Origin of the sequence: Flavobacterium araucananum, assembly GCF_002222055.1 — a bacterium.
GTDB lineage: Bacteria > Bacteroidota > Bacteroidia > Flavobacteriales > Flavobacteriaceae > Flavobacterium > Flavobacterium araucananum.
Genome location: NZ_MUGS01000006.1, coordinates 100,856 through 116,547, shown reverse-complemented (window position 1 = coordinate 116,547; position 15,692 = coordinate 100,856). Strand labels below are relative to the sequence as shown.

Annotated in this window: 12 protein-coding genes; 2 read left to right on the top strand and 10 right to left on the bottom strand. The window is 31.9% G+C overall.

Going from position 1 to position 15,692, the window contains the following annotated elements:
- Window positions 1-214: 214 nt before the first annotated feature.
- The 3 genes from B0A64_RS06195 to B0A64_RS06185 all read right to left on the bottom strand — a co-directional run bounded on the left by B0A64_RS06195 (window position 215) and on the right by B0A64_RS06185 (window position 3,994).
- Window positions 215-1,534 (bottom strand): dihydrolipoamide acetyltransferase family protein, encoded by a 1,320-nt coding sequence (locus B0A64_RS06195; RefSeq protein WP_089478656.1) that lies wholly within the window; start codon window positions 1,532-1,534, stop codon window positions 215-217.
- Between the two features lie 84 nt (window positions 1,535-1,618).
- The gene (locus tag B0A64_RS06190) at window positions 1,619-2,782 is read right to left on the bottom strand and encodes a glycosyltransferase family 2 protein (protein WP_089478655.1); all 1,164 of its coding nucleotides are present in this window, start codon (window positions 2,780-2,782) and stop codon (window positions 1,619-1,621) included.
- A 30-nt stretch (window positions 2,783-2,812) separates the two neighbouring features.
- Window positions 2,813-3,994 (bottom strand): BamA/TamA family outer membrane protein, encoded by a 1,182-nt coding sequence (locus B0A64_RS06185; protein ID WP_244285360.1) that lies wholly within the window; start codon window positions 3,992-3,994, stop codon window positions 2,813-2,815.
- Between the two features lie 140 nt (window positions 3,995-4,134).
- On the opposite strand from B0A64_RS06185, the gene B0A64_RS06180 reads away from it, so the two are divergent.
- Window positions 4,135-4,710: a hypothetical protein gene (locus B0A64_RS06180; RefSeq protein WP_089478654.1), complete on the top strand. Its 576-nt coding sequence runs from the start codon at window positions 4,135-4,137 to the stop codon at window positions 4,708-4,710.
- A gap of 165 nt (window positions 4,711-4,875) precedes the next feature.
- Here the strand turns inward: B0A64_RS06180 and B0A64_RS06175 are convergent, their stop codons facing one another.
- Window positions 4,876-6,066: a DUF5009 domain-containing protein gene (locus tag B0A64_RS06175; RefSeq protein WP_089478653.1), complete on the bottom strand. Its 1,191-nt coding sequence runs from the start codon at window positions 6,064-6,066 to the stop codon at window positions 4,876-4,878.
- A 145-nt stretch (window positions 6,067-6,211) separates the two neighbouring features.
- On the opposite strand from B0A64_RS06175, the gene B0A64_RS06170 reads away from it, so the two are divergent.
- Window positions 6,212-6,949, top strand: coding sequence for a tyrosine-protein phosphatase (locus tag B0A64_RS06170; RefSeq protein ID WP_089478652.1), 738 nt, complete (start codon window positions 6,212-6,214; stop codon window positions 6,947-6,949).
- A 16-nt stretch (window positions 6,950-6,965) separates the two neighbouring features.
- Here B0A64_RS06170 and B0A64_RS06165 read toward each other — a convergent pair whose 3' ends face one another.
- The 6 genes from B0A64_RS06165 to B0A64_RS06140 all read right to left on the bottom strand — a co-directional run bounded on the left by B0A64_RS06165 (window position 6,966) and on the right by B0A64_RS06140 (window position 15,690).
- Window positions 6,966-8,384 (bottom strand): undecaprenyl-phosphate glucose phosphotransferase, encoded by a 1,419-nt coding sequence (locus B0A64_RS06165; protein ID WP_089478651.1) that lies wholly within the window; start codon window positions 8,382-8,384, stop codon window positions 6,966-6,968.
- Window positions 8,385-8,574: 190 nt separating this feature from the next.
- Window positions 8,575-10,956: a GumC family protein gene (locus B0A64_RS06160; RefSeq protein ID WP_089478650.1), complete on the bottom strand. Its 2,382-nt coding sequence runs from the start codon at window positions 10,954-10,956 to the stop codon at window positions 8,575-8,577.
- Between the two features lie 9 nt (window positions 10,957-10,965).
- Window positions 10,966-11,754 (bottom strand): polysaccharide biosynthesis/export family protein, encoded by a 789-nt coding sequence (locus B0A64_RS06155; protein WP_089478649.1) that lies wholly within the window; start codon window positions 11,752-11,754, stop codon window positions 10,966-10,968.
- Window positions 11,755-11,842: 88 nt separating this feature from the next.
- Window positions 11,843-13,261: an undecaprenyl-phosphate glucose phosphotransferase gene (locus B0A64_RS06150; protein WP_089478648.1), complete on the bottom strand. Its 1,419-nt coding sequence runs from the start codon at window positions 13,259-13,261 to the stop codon at window positions 11,843-11,845.
- Window positions 13,258-14,376: a DUF1972 domain-containing protein gene (locus B0A64_RS06145; protein ID WP_089478647.1), complete on the bottom strand. Its 1,119-nt coding sequence runs from the start codon at window positions 14,374-14,376 to the stop codon at window positions 13,258-13,260. The genes B0A64_RS06150 and B0A64_RS06145 overlap by 4 nt, the downstream gene beginning before the upstream one ends.
- Before the next feature lie 87 nt (window positions 14,377-14,463).
- A complete protein-coding gene (locus B0A64_RS06140; RefSeq protein ID WP_089478646.1) occupies window positions 14,464-15,690 on the bottom strand; it encodes a glycosyltransferase in 1,227 nt (408 codons plus the stop codon).
- Between the last annotated feature and the right edge of the window lie 2 nt (window positions 15,691-15,692).

Genomic DNA, 15,692 nt, shown 5'->3' with positions numbered 1-15,692 from the left:
TTAATTTTTATAAGATTACAAATGTAATTTTTAAAGCCGAATTTCCTCTTTTATTCTTGATTTTTTTAAACAAAAATAGATTCAATTTTAAGATTTCGACTTTTAAATTCTTTCTAAAACGCATACTAAGTTCATTTTCTTAACCTTTTCTTACAAACAAAAAACCCGGAAAATTATTAAAATTTCCCGGGTTTGAATTTATTCTTATATGATTTTAGAAGTCTCTGTCTACATCAAAAGCTTCTAAATATTCTGCTACTCTTTTTACAAAACTTCCACCTAAAGCTCCATCAACAACTCTGTGATCGTAGGAGTGCGACAAGAACATTTTTTGACGAATTCCGATAAAATCACCTTCCGGAGTTTCGATAACTGCAGGTACTTTACGAATTGCTCCTAAAGCTAAAATCCCAACTTGCGGCTGATTGATAATTGGCGTACCAAAAACACTACCAAAAGTCCCTACATTGGTCACGGTATAAGTTCCTCCTTGTGTATCGTCCGGTTTTAGTTTTCCTGCTTTTGCACGGTTTCCTAAATCATTAACCGCTTTTGCCATTCCGACAAGATTCAACTGGTCTGCATTTTTAATTACAGGCACAATTAAATTTCCGTTTGGTAAAGCCGCAGCCATTCCTAAATTTATATTTTTCTTTTTGATAATATAATCACCATCAACAGAAATATTCATTCCCGGAAAATCTTTCAACGCTTTTGCAACTGCTTCCATCATAATTGGCGTAAATGTTAACTTCTCACCTTCTCTTTTCTCGAAGGCTGTTTTAACTTTTTCTCTCCATTTTACAATATTCGTTACATCCACTTCAATAAAGGATTGTACGTGAGCCGAAGTTTGCACAGAAGCCACCATATAACCTGAAATCAGTTTGCGCATTCTGTCCATTTCGATAATTTCGTCACCTCCATTTACAGAAACCGGAACTGCTTGCTGGCTTTTTTGAACCTGAACTACCGGTTCTGCTACTTTTGGAGTAGGAACAACAGCTTTTGGAGCTTCAACAACACCTGATTTGCGATTTTCAATATATTTTAAAATATCTTCTTTTGTTACGCGACCATCTTTTCCTGATCCAGCAATATTTTCTAATTCAGCAACAGAAATACCTTCTTCTTTCGCAATATTTTTAACCAATGGAGAAAAGAATTTATCTGACCCTGAAAAATCCTGCGGAGCTGATGCAGTATCTTTAGCGGCTTCGATTGTTTGTTCTATCACAGCAACTTCTGCAGGAGCAGCAATTTGCTCAGTAGTATTTGCAACCGGTGCATCACCTTCTGTTTCAATAATCGCAATGGTTTGTCCTACCTGAACTAAATCGTCTTTACCAAACAATTGCTCAACCAAAACACCTGACACTTCGCTAGGTACCTCACTATCAACCTTATCAGTTGCAATTTCGAGTACAGCTTCATCAGCTTCAATTTTGTCTCCCACTTCTTTCAACCAGTTTGTAATAGTTGCTTCAGCGACACTCTCTCCCATTTTAGGAAGTTTTAATTCAAATCTTGCCATATTATTAATCTAAAGGATGATTTTGATTTTGTGATTGCGAAATTACTGAATATTTTAAATATAAATTACACTTAATATAATTTTTTACTCAATTTTTATAATTTGCCCTCTATCATTTCGGGAATCGCTCCCAATAATAAAATTTGTGTTTTTGGGGAAAATCTTAAAAGTAATGTTCTTATCTTTAAGAGTTTCTATGATTTTGATACATTTTTTGAATGAAACATACTGATTATCCAAAATAATCTCCACTCTTTTGCCCTTAAAAATCAGGGACGAATTTACCATTTTTTCTTTTTTGAAATCGAAAAACAAAGCTTTATTTTTCAAAATATAAGGTAATTTTTCAGACAATTTCTTATTCAAAGAATAAAAAATGACACTTTCAGGTAACGGTTTTGTCTTCGTTTTTCCCTGAAACATCTTTATAAAAGAAAAAAACCAAATACCGACTTGAATAAAAAACTCAAAAAACCATGATTTCCTGAAATGCTTTTGATAGAAAAAATTCATCGCTTCCTGAAACCGCTTCATGTATTTTTCATCTTTTACCGTACTTTCTCCTTTATAATGCAAAACAGTAGTTTGATGAAAATAATAATTTGCCTTTTTTTGCTGCAACACCCGATACGACAGATCGATATCATCAGCATACATAAAACACTTTTCATCAAAACCATGAAGTTCAAGATACAAATCGCGTTGCATAAACATAAAAGCGCCCACCAGAATATCAACCTGTCCCGTTTGATTTTGTCCTAAATGTTGCGCATAATATTGATTAAAAAGATTCCAGTTTGGAAAAACTTTATACAAACCAAAAATCTTTGTAAAGGCAACCCAGGGTGTTGGGATTCCGCGTTTGCTTTCCGGCAAAAAATTTCCTGTTCCATCAATTAATTTACAACCAACGATTCCGAGATTAATTTGCCTTTCGGCGAAAGCCAAGATTTTTACAAATGTGTTTTCTGCAACTACGGTGTCGGGATTTAAAATGCAAATATATTTTCCTGAAGCTTGCTCTACCCCTATATTATTTCCTTTCGGGAAACCAAAATTGGACTTATTCTCAATTAATTTTACGTCAGGAAATTTATTTTTCATCATTAAACAACTGTCATCAGATGAATTATTATCGACAACAATAATTTCGGCATCAAGTGTCGAAAGGGCGCTTTGAACACTTAAAACACATTGTTCCAGAAAGTAACGTACATTATAATTAAGGATAATTACCGATAATTGCATGAAAAATAAAGGAATTGATTTTTTCGAAAGTTAGAAATTTTCTGCCAAACCTAATCGCAATGACCAATCGTTTTTGCTAACTCCAAAATCAAGCACCAAATTGCTATTGTTTTGCTTGTTCCATTTTATGCGTAATCCGGTTCCAACAGCAGGATTCCATTTTTTAAAGTCATACGTATCTAACTTTGAAACTGAGGAGATATTGGTAAAAAAAACTGCTCCAATAAAACCATTTTTAGTAATGTCAGTTCTGTATTCGGTTTCGAAATAAATCAAGGCATTGCTTCTAAATCTATTTCTGGTAAACCCCCTGCCTGTTTTTCCATCCCGATCCCAGCCAATACTTGGTAAATCGAGATAATGGGGCTTTCCGCCAAAAGTAGACCAATAAAAAGCTCTCGAAGCCAGCACTCTGTGTTTGTTTTTATTAAAGGAATAGTATTTTCGGGCATCAAAATAAATTGATTTCCATTTTTCACCTTCTACTCCGCTTGTGTTAATCCTGTAATCTGCTTCGACATATAAACCTTGTTCCGGATTTACATTGTTTTTTCTGGAATCGTATAATGCCTGAATTGCAACACCAAAAGAATTTTCATCGGAAAAATCCCCTTTCATGTATTTTGAATAATCAGTCTCCTCCTCTATATAGGATTTCTCCGAAATATTCTGGTAATTATCTAATAACAGTCCCAGCCCTAAACGAAAATCACCAATCACTTTTCTGGTTGCAAATTGATACAAACGCCATTGTTGATAATCAAGCGTCGACATTTTTTTATCTGTATTATGTCCGCCCAAACCATAAGTGTCCTGCGGATAAATCATAAAACGATAATCACCAATAAAATTCCACTTATTGTCTTTTGTATAAATGTAAGACTGAACAGGAAAAACATATTGTTTGGTAAAACTAAAGTAAGGAGAAAATGAAACCTGCGACATTTTTGTAGTTTCTTTATCACCAAGGTAAAAAGTTGTTAAGAAAGAAATTACTAATCCTGCATTTTTATTGGCATCTACAGGAACCGGAAGCAAAGAAAAAGCGATCTTTTTATCCGGATTTATGCGAAGTGAATCATTTTTATGAAAAAGCTTGTACAAAACATCTAAAATATCTTTTTCATGATTTGCTACTGAATCATTTTGAGAATAACAAAATGGTATCAGAAAAAAGAAATACAAAACAAATAGCAATTTTAGTTTTTTCATTTCGTAAGTTTTTCAGAAACAAGTTCTTACAAATTTAAAATTAAAATCAAAACGGAAGCAGATTTTACAAATAATAAAAAAAGAACGCTTTCAAAGATTCTAAAAAAGCCTATTTTTGATTGGAATAAAAAATCATTTACATGAAATACAAAACAGTCTTTAAGCTTTTAACACTAACAATTGTATTTTTCATAATTGGATTTACATCTCTAGAAAAAGAATCTACTATAAATTTAGTAAAAACCTCAACTTGGTATATCGCAGGTCCAGTTATAGAAAGTCAGGAGATAATTAATCAGGTTCGTCGGGAAAAAAAATTGATTAAGGTTACAGCAAAAGATAATCCTGTTGGCGAAATTGAGTTGAATGTTTTGATTACAGATTCAAACTCCAATGATGGTGCTCCGACAAGTTTATCTCAAAATTCTAAATTTGTGAGTATTACGTATCGATCCTCTCATTTAATAAAATTGCAAGCCCGACAGGGAAATCAAGAAGGAACAGGTTGTGTGCATGGAGGCTCACATCCAAGAGTAGATCTACCGGCTTCACCAAAGAAATTTACAATACTTAAAATTCCATGGTCTGATTTTAAACAAGACGGATTACCAGATGGCAAACCTTTGGACATTCATAATCTTTGCAAATTTAATTTTGTGAATTACAATCCCGTTTCAGGAGCATTTTTAGAAATAAAATCAGTTGTAATTTATTAGAATTCTTTTAGGTCTAAAATTGAAATGAGAATAGTTAACGGCAAAGTTTGTAAAGTTTATTTATTATCTGATTCCTTACTAAAAGCACAAAGATCGCAAAGCTTTGTATTTATAAGCTTTGCGATCTTTACTTAAATCTTAATGTACTTTGCGGTTAAAAAATCATTACAACTGCAATTGAATTTTATACTTGTTGCATAATTTCATTACAAACAACATGATCGTAGAAAATATCAGGGACCAGATAATTCCGGGAACTCCTACTCTAAAATATCCGGGGATAATATGTATTTGAAATGCTTTACAGAAATAATAAATTACGCCGGGTAAAATATAAATCAATAACGGATTTGCAGCTGCAGGCATGAAAAAATTACTCCATTTGGTGTGTTTTTTTATCTCCATTAACCAATATAGAAAATAGAATAAAATGGTACAAGTTGTAGCCGAGAACATTGTCCAGGAAGGTGTTCCTTTTATTTTTGAGATTCCGTAATATGGTCTTAGTAAATACCCTGCTACAAAAAACAAAATAGCAAAACCTATTACTGCCCAATTTATTTTTGCAGCTACTTTTCGATCAAAAAATAATAATGAAATTACGACTCCTGCGGTAACTACTGCAGCATGTGTTAAATGTCCGGCAATAAAATTAAACCAAGGCAAGTGTTGCAATGGAGCTCCCTCTGTCAAATTTACTGCATTACCAACAACACAAATTATCAAAAAGGCGATCATTGCCCATAATCTTCCGCAAGCCAACCAGTAATAAACTACCGTAAAAAGATACGCCCAACCAATTAATCCCAAGATTCCCCACCATTTTGGTGTCATGCCAATTTCGCCGGTATCCTGAACATATAAAAAATATAGCGCAACCAAAACTAACATTCCGCCATATTGCAGGGTATATTTTAACCAAACCGGAAAATCCCGAGCATATTTATTCCAGACCGGTATTGGCATTGCATAAGCTAAAAGAGCCCAAAATACGGGAGAAATTATCATTTTTGAGGCATCAAAACCATATTCGGCATTGACCATAAAAACACCAATTATAATTAATGCCAGCGCTCTTTTTAAGGTGTGCGTCCAAATCGTTCTGGCGCTATCTCCTTTGAGTAAACGTGCATTGAAGGCAAACGGAATCGACATTCCTACAATAAATAAGAAGGCAGGAAAAACAACATCTACAAAGGTCATTGCATCAGCATCAGCCGGCATGTGTCTCATCCATTGTGGAACTTCTTTTATACTGGCAAGTTCATTTACAAAAATCATTACAAAAATTGTAATTCCGCGTAAAGCATCAATAGAAATAATCCTTTGATTGTATAAATTTTCTTTAATTTTCATAAAATATTATATTTTCAGCAATGCAAATTAAAACATAATTAATAAAGCGCAAAATTATTATTGAATAAGTATATTAATATTAATTCCACCATAATAAAACCACTTGAGGGTAAGAGAATCCCAACGAATGCTTTACTTTTGCAAAATGTCAATATTTTTCAAATCTAGACCTTATTTAAAAGACCTTCTCACAGATCATTATGTAGATATTCATTCGCATTTATTACCGGGTATTGATGATGGTGCAAAAACGATTACTGAAACAACAAAACTTATAAAAGCATTTCAGGAAATTGGTATCTATGAGTTTGTAACTACACCACACATTAGCCATTATATCTGGAATAATTCGCCTCAGTCTATTATTGCAAAACAGGCAGAAACTACTCAATTATTGGATAATGATATTCTTAAAATCCCTTTTAGGGTTGCAGCAGAATATTTTATGGACGATTGGTTTCAAGCTCATTTTAAATCAGAAAAACTCCTGACTTTAAAAGACAATTATGTTCTGGTCGAAATGTCGTATATGAATCCTCCCGTACAACTTTACACCCTATTATTTGATCTGCAAGTTGCGGGTTATATTCCGGTTCTGGCGCATCCTGAACGATATTTGTTCTATCATAAAAATTTTGATGAATACGAAAAACTTAAAAAAGCAGGATGTTTGTTTCAACTTAATTTACTGTCTTTGGTAGGTTATTATGGCGAAAGGATTACCAAAGTTGCAGATCTACTTCTAAAAAAAGGGATGTATGATTTTGTTGGAACTGATGTGCATCATAAAAAACACATCGACGCGCTTCATCAAAAAATAAAAGTGAATCATATTTCTATGTTAAAAGAAGTGATAGCCAATAATACGTTTTTCAAATTTTAAAGAAAAAAGGAGTCTACTAATAGGCATTTTCTTCTCCTTTAAAAACATTCATAACAGTACGTACAATAATTTTCATATCCAGCAATAAACTCCAGTTTTCAATATACCAAATATCATAATCTACCCGATTTTCCATATCAATAAGTTCTTTTGTTTCGCCACGATAACCATTAACTTGTGCCCATCCGGTTATTCCGGGCTTGGCATATTGACGAACTAAATAATTATTAATTAAATCACTGTATTCTTTTGCCAGATTTACCATGTGTGGTCTGGGTCCTACAACGGACATATCTCCCCAAAAAACATTGAAAAATTGTGGCAATTCATCGATACTTGTTTTTCGGATAAAAGCGCCAAATTTAGTAATGCGACTGTCTCCTCGTCCTGCTTGTTTTTTATGTGCCAAGTCATTGACATACATACTTCTAAATTTAAAACAGATAAAAGATCGATTATCACGTCCTGAACGTTCTTGCTTAAACAATACTGGTCCTGATGATTCCAGTTTAATAATAATCATAAGTATAGGAAACAACCACGGGAATATAAATAAGATTACTGCTCCGGAAAAACAAACATCAAATACTTTTTTAACAAGTCTGTTTATTGCAAATTCTAAGGGTTCGCGACGAAACATTAAAACTGGTGTATTGTCATAGAAAGTAATCTCGACTTTGCTGGATTTTGTATACAATTGAAAATCAGGAATAAATTTTATCCGCACCATGTTCTGCTCACAGATTTTTACCAACTGGTTAATGATTTCAATATTATCAATATGCAATGCTACATACATTTCGTCTACTTTTTCTTTTAAAATAAATTCCTGGATAGCATCGCATTTGCCCAAAACGGGACTCAGTAAAATAGGTACTGAATCTACATTATCATCAAAAAAACCTAAAAATCTATATCCGTAGGTTAGATCTTTTGATAACGTTTTTCGCATTCGTTCTCCTGTTTCATTGGCTCCAACAATAATGAAGTTTTTAAAATTATATCCTTTGGCTCTTATCAGTTTTAAAAGTTTCATGAATATATAGCGCGAAATCATGATTAATACAAAGAAAAACAAATAAAAATAGAATAATTGGAGCCTTGAAATATCAGAATATTTTAAGAACACAACAAAGGAAACAATCAATGCAGCGTGCATTAATATTTTTTTTATAGTTCTCCTTAATATCGATTCTATATATTCTATTCTAATTATCCTGTAAGAATCTTTATGAAGCAGTAAACCAATCCATACTAGATTTACTAATAGTGAAATTGTTTTTTCTTCTTTAAAAAAAAGTACATCCAGATTTCCAAATCTTGCGTATACGGAAAGAACGATTGCTGTATTTAGCAAAAAAACATCGAAACAAACAAATAAAAGTTTGAAATAACGGGAGATACGGAAACGAGATAATTCTTGTAAAAGCTTCATATTTAAGAACTCTGTTTAATGTTTAAACATTGTTGCTGCAAAATAACATTTTAATTATATTTTAACGCTATTTTAGTGTCAATTCTTTTAAAATTTACATAACGATGGTGAAGCTCGAAATTCAAATATTGATAAATAAAAAAACGACTCAAGTATTTGAGCCGTTTTTAATCTAAAAAATTGAATTGGTTTATGAGATGATTTTTTTTAACCATGATTTTTTCTCTTCTTTTTCGCCATAACCATAACTGTAACCATTTGAATGGGTATCATTAAGTACAATACACATGTTTGGCAGTTTGTTTTCTTTATAAAAGGCATTTGCAATAGATAACATTCGTTTTTCTAGAAAATTTGCACGCATCACATATACAAATGTATCTGCATTTTTAGCTACTAACAAAGTATCTGTAACTAAACTCACCGGTGCTGTGTCAACAATTATATAATCATACTCTTTTTTTAATTTTGTAAAAAGCTGATTTACTTTTTTATTCATCAGTAATTCTGTAGGATTGGGCGGAATAACTCCTGACGGAAGAATAAATAAATTTTGATATTCTTTGAATTTGATAATATAATCGTCAATCTCTGCATTAGGTAATGATAAATAATTCGTTAAACCTAAATTAGGAACATTAAGAAATGTATCAAATTTTGGATTTCTAATATCTAATCCTATCAATAAAACCCTGGAACCTGATAATGCAAATGTGGCAGCTAAATTAGCCGAAACAAATGTTTTTCCTTCTGATGCCAACGTAGAAGTAACAAATATAGTCTTTGCTGTATTTTCGGCTACTTTATTGAGCATAAATTCAAGATTTGTTCGAACAATACGAATGGCTTCGGCTGAACTGGTTCTGCTTTCTGATTTTATTAATTTAGCTGTTTCATTAGACGTAGGAATGTCTCCAATAAACGGAATTCGCGTTTTTCCTTCTAAATCGAGTCTGCTTTTAATCTTTGTATCAAGTAAATCGCTGGTATAAATAAAGCCAAAAGGAATTATTATAGCCATTAATATTGCTCCCAGATATATTATTTTTTTCTTTGGTGCTGCTATTTTTTTATCTGCTTTCGCTTTATCAATTACTCTGGCATTTGCCTCTGTAACAGATAAGGATATTGCAATTTCTTCTCGTTTTTGTAACAGATATAAATACAATTCTTCTTTTACTTTTTGCTGTCTTGCAATTACTCTGAACTGACGTTCCTGCACCGGAATTTTGGCTATTTTAGTGTTCATAGCTCCTTCCTGATTTTTTATATCCCGGTTCTGAATTGCTAAATTGGACTGTGTACGTTTTAAGCTGGTTTCTACATTAGCTTTTAAAGACGTTATTTGCTGATCTAATTTTACTACGGCAGGATTCTCTGTTGTAGCTGACTTTAGTATTCTGTTTCGGTCCAAGACCAACTGATTGTAAGAAGTAATAAGCCCGGAAGTATCACCTTTGTCTGTAATCATATTAGAAGGTAATAAATCTGAATTGGTACTTTTTTTAATAAAATCTAACATCGAAGAGACAATATTTAATTGAATTTCTGTTTCGACATCTTTTTTATCATATTCCGCTACACCTTCAATAAAAAGTTTTGCTTCTGAATCAATGTCTGTCAAATTATTAGATTTCTTAAAGTTCTCAACATGTTTCTCAACCCCATCTAACTCTTGCGTTATTAATGCCAGACGATGGGCTATAAATGCCGAAGTGTTTTCTGAAATAAAATTTTTATCCTCAGCCGCTTCTTTATTATAAATTTCTATCATTGTATTTAAAAAATCCTCCGCCTTTTTAGCAACCGGATCTGATATCGAAACAGTAACAACACTGCTCATTTTACTTACAGGCTCTACTTTTAATTGTTTTTTAAAAACTTCTGATATATCATCCAGAGGTTTTACAACGATAAGAATAGTTTTAAAGCGATCTGTATGATTTTGTTCGTAGTTAACTGTTTTATTAAAAACTAAGTTTCCTAATGTCGTAACGATTATTTCTCCATATTTAAATTCTTTTTTTGGAGATAAAATTATATTCTTCGCATGCGCTTTATCTTTTGTTTGCTCTTCTAAACTAAAGGTCGTCTCGTTTAATAGATTACATTTTAAAACAGTCTTGGCAGTATTGCATAAAGTTGTTTTATTCAAAAAATCAATTTTTATTGGTGTATCGGCATAAATATCACGATCTGTTATATTGCCGTCAAGAAATAAAAACACATTCAGATTTATTTCCTGAATAGTACTTTCAAGTAATGTTCTCGATTTTAAAATTTCAATTTCATTATCAACATTACTTTTTATATTTCCTCCTATTCCTAAATCAGCAAAAGCTGATAACTCAGATAGTATTCCTCCCTTTTTTTCATCCTTAACCAATATTGTTGTAGAAGCCTCATAACTTGGTGGCGTATATCGCAAGTATAAAAAAGCTAAAATAAAACCTATACCTAAACTAATTAAAAACCATCGCCAGTGAACTACATAGGTATTTATTTGTTCTCTAAAATCAATCTTTTCGACCTCATTATCTATAATATCCTTATAATAATTTTTCTTTTGCATTTTATTATTTTATTTAAAAATTAAGACACAAAGCGATACTAGAATAGAAACCGCAGATATGATTACTGAGGTATTTGGACCAACTGCAGATGCATTAACCTTTGTTTTATTAGGTTCAACATATACTACATCATTTTGCGCTAAATAATAGAAAGGGGAATTGATAAAATCAGATTTTGTAAGATCAATTCTGTTATATGATTTTTTGCCATTGTTTTCTCTAATGACCAAAATATTGTCTCTTTTACCATAAATGGTGAGGTCTTTTGCCATACTTAATGCTTCAATTAAGGTAACTCTTTCTGAATTTACAGGATAAGTTCCGGGCAGGTTTACCTCTCCCTGTACTGAAACTTTAAAATTTGTAATACGTATGTTAACAATTGGATTTTTGATATAATTGCCAATTCTGTCTTTCAATAACTGCAATACTTCGCTACGTGTCAGCGCACCAACATGCAGTTTCCCCAATACAGGAAATTCTATATAACCAGCCTGATCGACCAAATATAACTGAATGGTTTCCTGACCACGGGCAACATCTAATTTGCTGCTGGAAATACTATATGTTTTTAGATTGAAAGGAATGGATACCTCCGGATCATCAGCAGAAACGATAATCATTAATAAATCATCAGGCTGAATTTTAACCTCGTAAAAATTTGCATCCTGTGATGCTGAAATAGCCTCTATATTTTGATAATAGACGACATCATGTTTAGAAGCACATGAAAAAAATAAAACCAAAAGTGGTATAAAACCAATTGTTTTTATTCGGGAAAAGTATTTGAGTTTCATTCTATATAATTTTAAAGAAAAGGTTTATTACTAGTAAAACCTTTTTGTTGTAAATAATTTTATTTTAAAAAGTGAAGGGATTTAATTATTAATAGGCATTTTTTTCACCATGCAGGACATTCATAATAGTTTTCAAGATAATTCTCATGTCTAATATTAAACTCCAATTTTCGATGTACCAGATATCAAACTCCACCCTATTTTCCATATCAATAAGTTTTTTCGTTTCACCTCGGTAGCCATTTACCTGAGCCCATCCGGTAATACCCGGTTTTGTATATTGACGAACCAAATAGTTATTGATTAGCTCACTATATTCTTTGGTATGATTGAGCATGTGCGGTCTGGGACCAACTACAGACATGTTTCCAATCAGGACATTAAAAAATTGTGGCAACTCATCGATACTGGTTTTACGCATAAAAGCACCAAATTTTGTAATACGACTGTCCCCTTTTTTAGCTTGTTTAAAATCTGAAAGCTTATTTACGGTCATACTTCTAAATTTAAAACAGGTAAAAGATCTATTGTCTCTGCCTGATCGTTTTTGCCTGAAAAAGACAGGACCGGAAGATTCTATCTTGATAATGAGAATTATTATGGGAAACAACCAAGGAAAAATCAAAATGATGACTGCTAATGAAAAGCACACATCAAATATTTTTTTTATAAACCTGTTCGAGACAAATTCCAAAGGTTCTCTTCGAAACATTAATACAGGTGTATTTTCATAAAAAGAAATTTCGACTTTGCTTGATTTCGTATAAAGCTGAAAATCAGGCACAAATTTAATTCGTACCATGTGATGCTCGCAAATCTCTATTAGCCTGTTTATGACATCTATAGCGTCTATATGCAGCGCAACATACATTTCATCTACTTTTTCTCTGCTGATAAATTCTTCGATGGAATCAAATCCCCCTAAAACATTTACAAAAGCTGTATTTGAACTGTCTATTTCTTCATCAAAAAAACCAAGAAATTTGTAGCCAAAGGTTAAATTTCTGGACAATGTTTTCCGAATCTGTTTTCCGGTAGTATTAGCACCAACAATTATAAAACTTCTAAAATTGTACCCTCTTGCTCTAATATATTTTAGAAGCTTCATTGATAAGAAACGAGAGATCATCAACATTGCGAAGAAAATCAGGTAAAAACAAGTTAAATACGTACATGAAATTTCGGTCTCTTTTAGTACAAAGACAAAAATTGTAACTATAGCACCATGAATGACAATTTTTTTTATGGTTCTTTTCAATATTGTTTCTATTGTTTCTGCCCTTATAATCCCGTATGAATCTTTATAGAATAATAATCCAATCCAGATCAAACTACTTGGTAACGCAATAGTTTGAATTTCTTTTAAGAAAAAAACATCCGGATCTCTATACGTAATAAATAAGGAAAGGAGAGTAGCTGCGTTTAACAAAACCACATCCCAAAGTGCAAACATAATTTTGAAATAACGTGAAAAACTATATTGCGATAATTGCTCTAAAATTTTCATGATAAGGGAATATTATTTTTAATTTTTACAATATCTGCGAAGTGATTTGCATATTGATCTACAATGATTTCCCAATCGTAGGTATTGGTTATTTTTTGGCTATTTTGCGCCAGCATTAACTGGTATTTATCATCCTCATATTTTATATTCAATAGATGATGAGCAACCTCATCTGCATCATTAAAATAAAGGGCATCGTTCGCCAAAATATATTTATTGAAATCGTTATTATTGGCACAAATCAAACTATTGGATGCCATAGCTTCAAGCAAGGAAGGATTTGTTCCTCCTACTGTATGCCCGTGAAAGTATAGGTTAGAGTAATATCGTAAATTGTTTAAAAGATCGATATCATAGATACTACCCATAAATTGAATTGGAGAGTTATCTCTGTACTTTTGTTTTAAATAGTTGCCGTAGGGAGTTTCATGATTCCCAATTATTAAAAACGGACGGACTAGATTTGCTTTTGCAACACCATCTAAGATAATTTCAATGCTGTTTTCAGGTTCTAATCTGGCAATAAGCATATCATATTCGTAGGGTTTCAAATTATAATCTGATAGGACTTCGCTACTATTATTTGTAAAGAGAGCGGCTCCGTATGCAATATAAGTGGAGGATGCTCCATATTTATTTTGCAAATAATTCTGAATCCCAATCGAATCTGAGATAAGATGATCGCTATATTTTACGCCTAACGACTCTGCATATTTCAGGAATTTTTTTACTCTTTCTGAATATTTGGTTCTTTTCCATTCAAGACCATCCATATTGGTAGTCAATATTGCTTTTTTAGGCATTAGAAAACCCCAGACAGAACTACTTGTATAGCCTAATTGCAGAATAATATCGCAGTTGCGTTTTCTAACATCCAGAATACAATTGAAGTCATAAATAAACTGACCTATAGTACCTAATTTATGTTCCGGATCGTACTGATGAATGATCTGAACACCGTTCCATTCTTTTTCCTGATAAGGATGATTGTGGGAATTATAAACAATAACTTCAAAGCCTCTTTTTACCAAACCTAAAGCAAGGTATTGGGCGCATTGTTCAAAACCTCCGTAATGATTAGGAATTCCTCTTGTTCCTATTATTGAGATTTTCATTTATTTAAAATTAAATTATATGCTTTAAATGTGTAGTAAACTATTTAGTTCAAAATAGTCTGAAACAATAGATATGAAAAAGGGATATTAATTTGATACTGTAAAAGCATCGTTATAAATTGTTATCAAATTTTGATAATGTACTTCTGAAGAAAATTCTTGATTAGCGTATAAAAATGCATTATCAGACATTATTTTATATTCTAACTCTGAGAGATTATTTGCTCTCTCTAACTGTTTAATCAAATCTTCTGAATTTCCAGATTCAAATAAAAAACCAGTTGTTCCATTTCTAACAATTTCAGGAATACCTCCAATATTTGCTGCAATTACAGGTTTACCAATACTGTAGGCTTCAATTATTGCCATTGGATTATTTTCATACCATTCTGATGGTACTATCACAAAACTCGCATTAGCAATTGTTTCTCTAAGTTGTTCTCCTTTTTGGAATCCTAAAAAAGCAACATTAGGTGTGGCTAATTCTTTATATTCGATAATATTTTCACCCGTACCAACTATTTTAAGGTTAATGTTAAATAAAAAACTAGCTGCTTTTATTAATGTTTTAATACCCTTTTCTCTAGAAATTCGTCCAGCATATAAAAAATACTCCCCTTTATTTGAGTTATGTTTTTTTAATCCTAAAAGAGGATCAAAATTGTATAGATGTGTGGTGATATTACTTAATTCAGGTTTATATATACCATGAATATTAGCCGAAAATTTACTTACAAATATTAATTTATTAAACATTTGATTTAGCGGAAAAAAGTAATCCCTATAATAAGCTTCTAAAGCAAATATCGAACTAAAAGCATAGCTATTTTTAATGCACTTGTTTCTTATTGCGTTAAAATAATTCTTGCCTTTACAATTTTCACAAACTCTATTTTGACCATCTATTAATATATAAGAAGGACAAATGAATTTGTAGTCATGTACAGATACAACAGTGGGTATTTTTTTTTCTTTTAAAATTTTTAATATAGAAGAAGTCAAACTACCGTAAAAAATATGTAAATGTGCAATATCAGGTTTTTCTGTCTCAATTAAACTCAGTAATTTCTTCTCCGCATTTTTATTGTAAAAAAAAGAAGGAAGATTAGCAACTTTCTTTCTTAACGATGACGTTGAAAAATCTTTATTTTCTGCAAAATATTTTTCTTCCGAACAGGAAACATTCTCATCGAAATTCATTGCAAAATAAATAACTTCATGACCTTTTTTTTTAAGTAATTCTCCTGAATTGAAATAGACACTATCTGAACCTCCTCGTATATAATGATATTTATTTATTTGTAATATTTTCATAG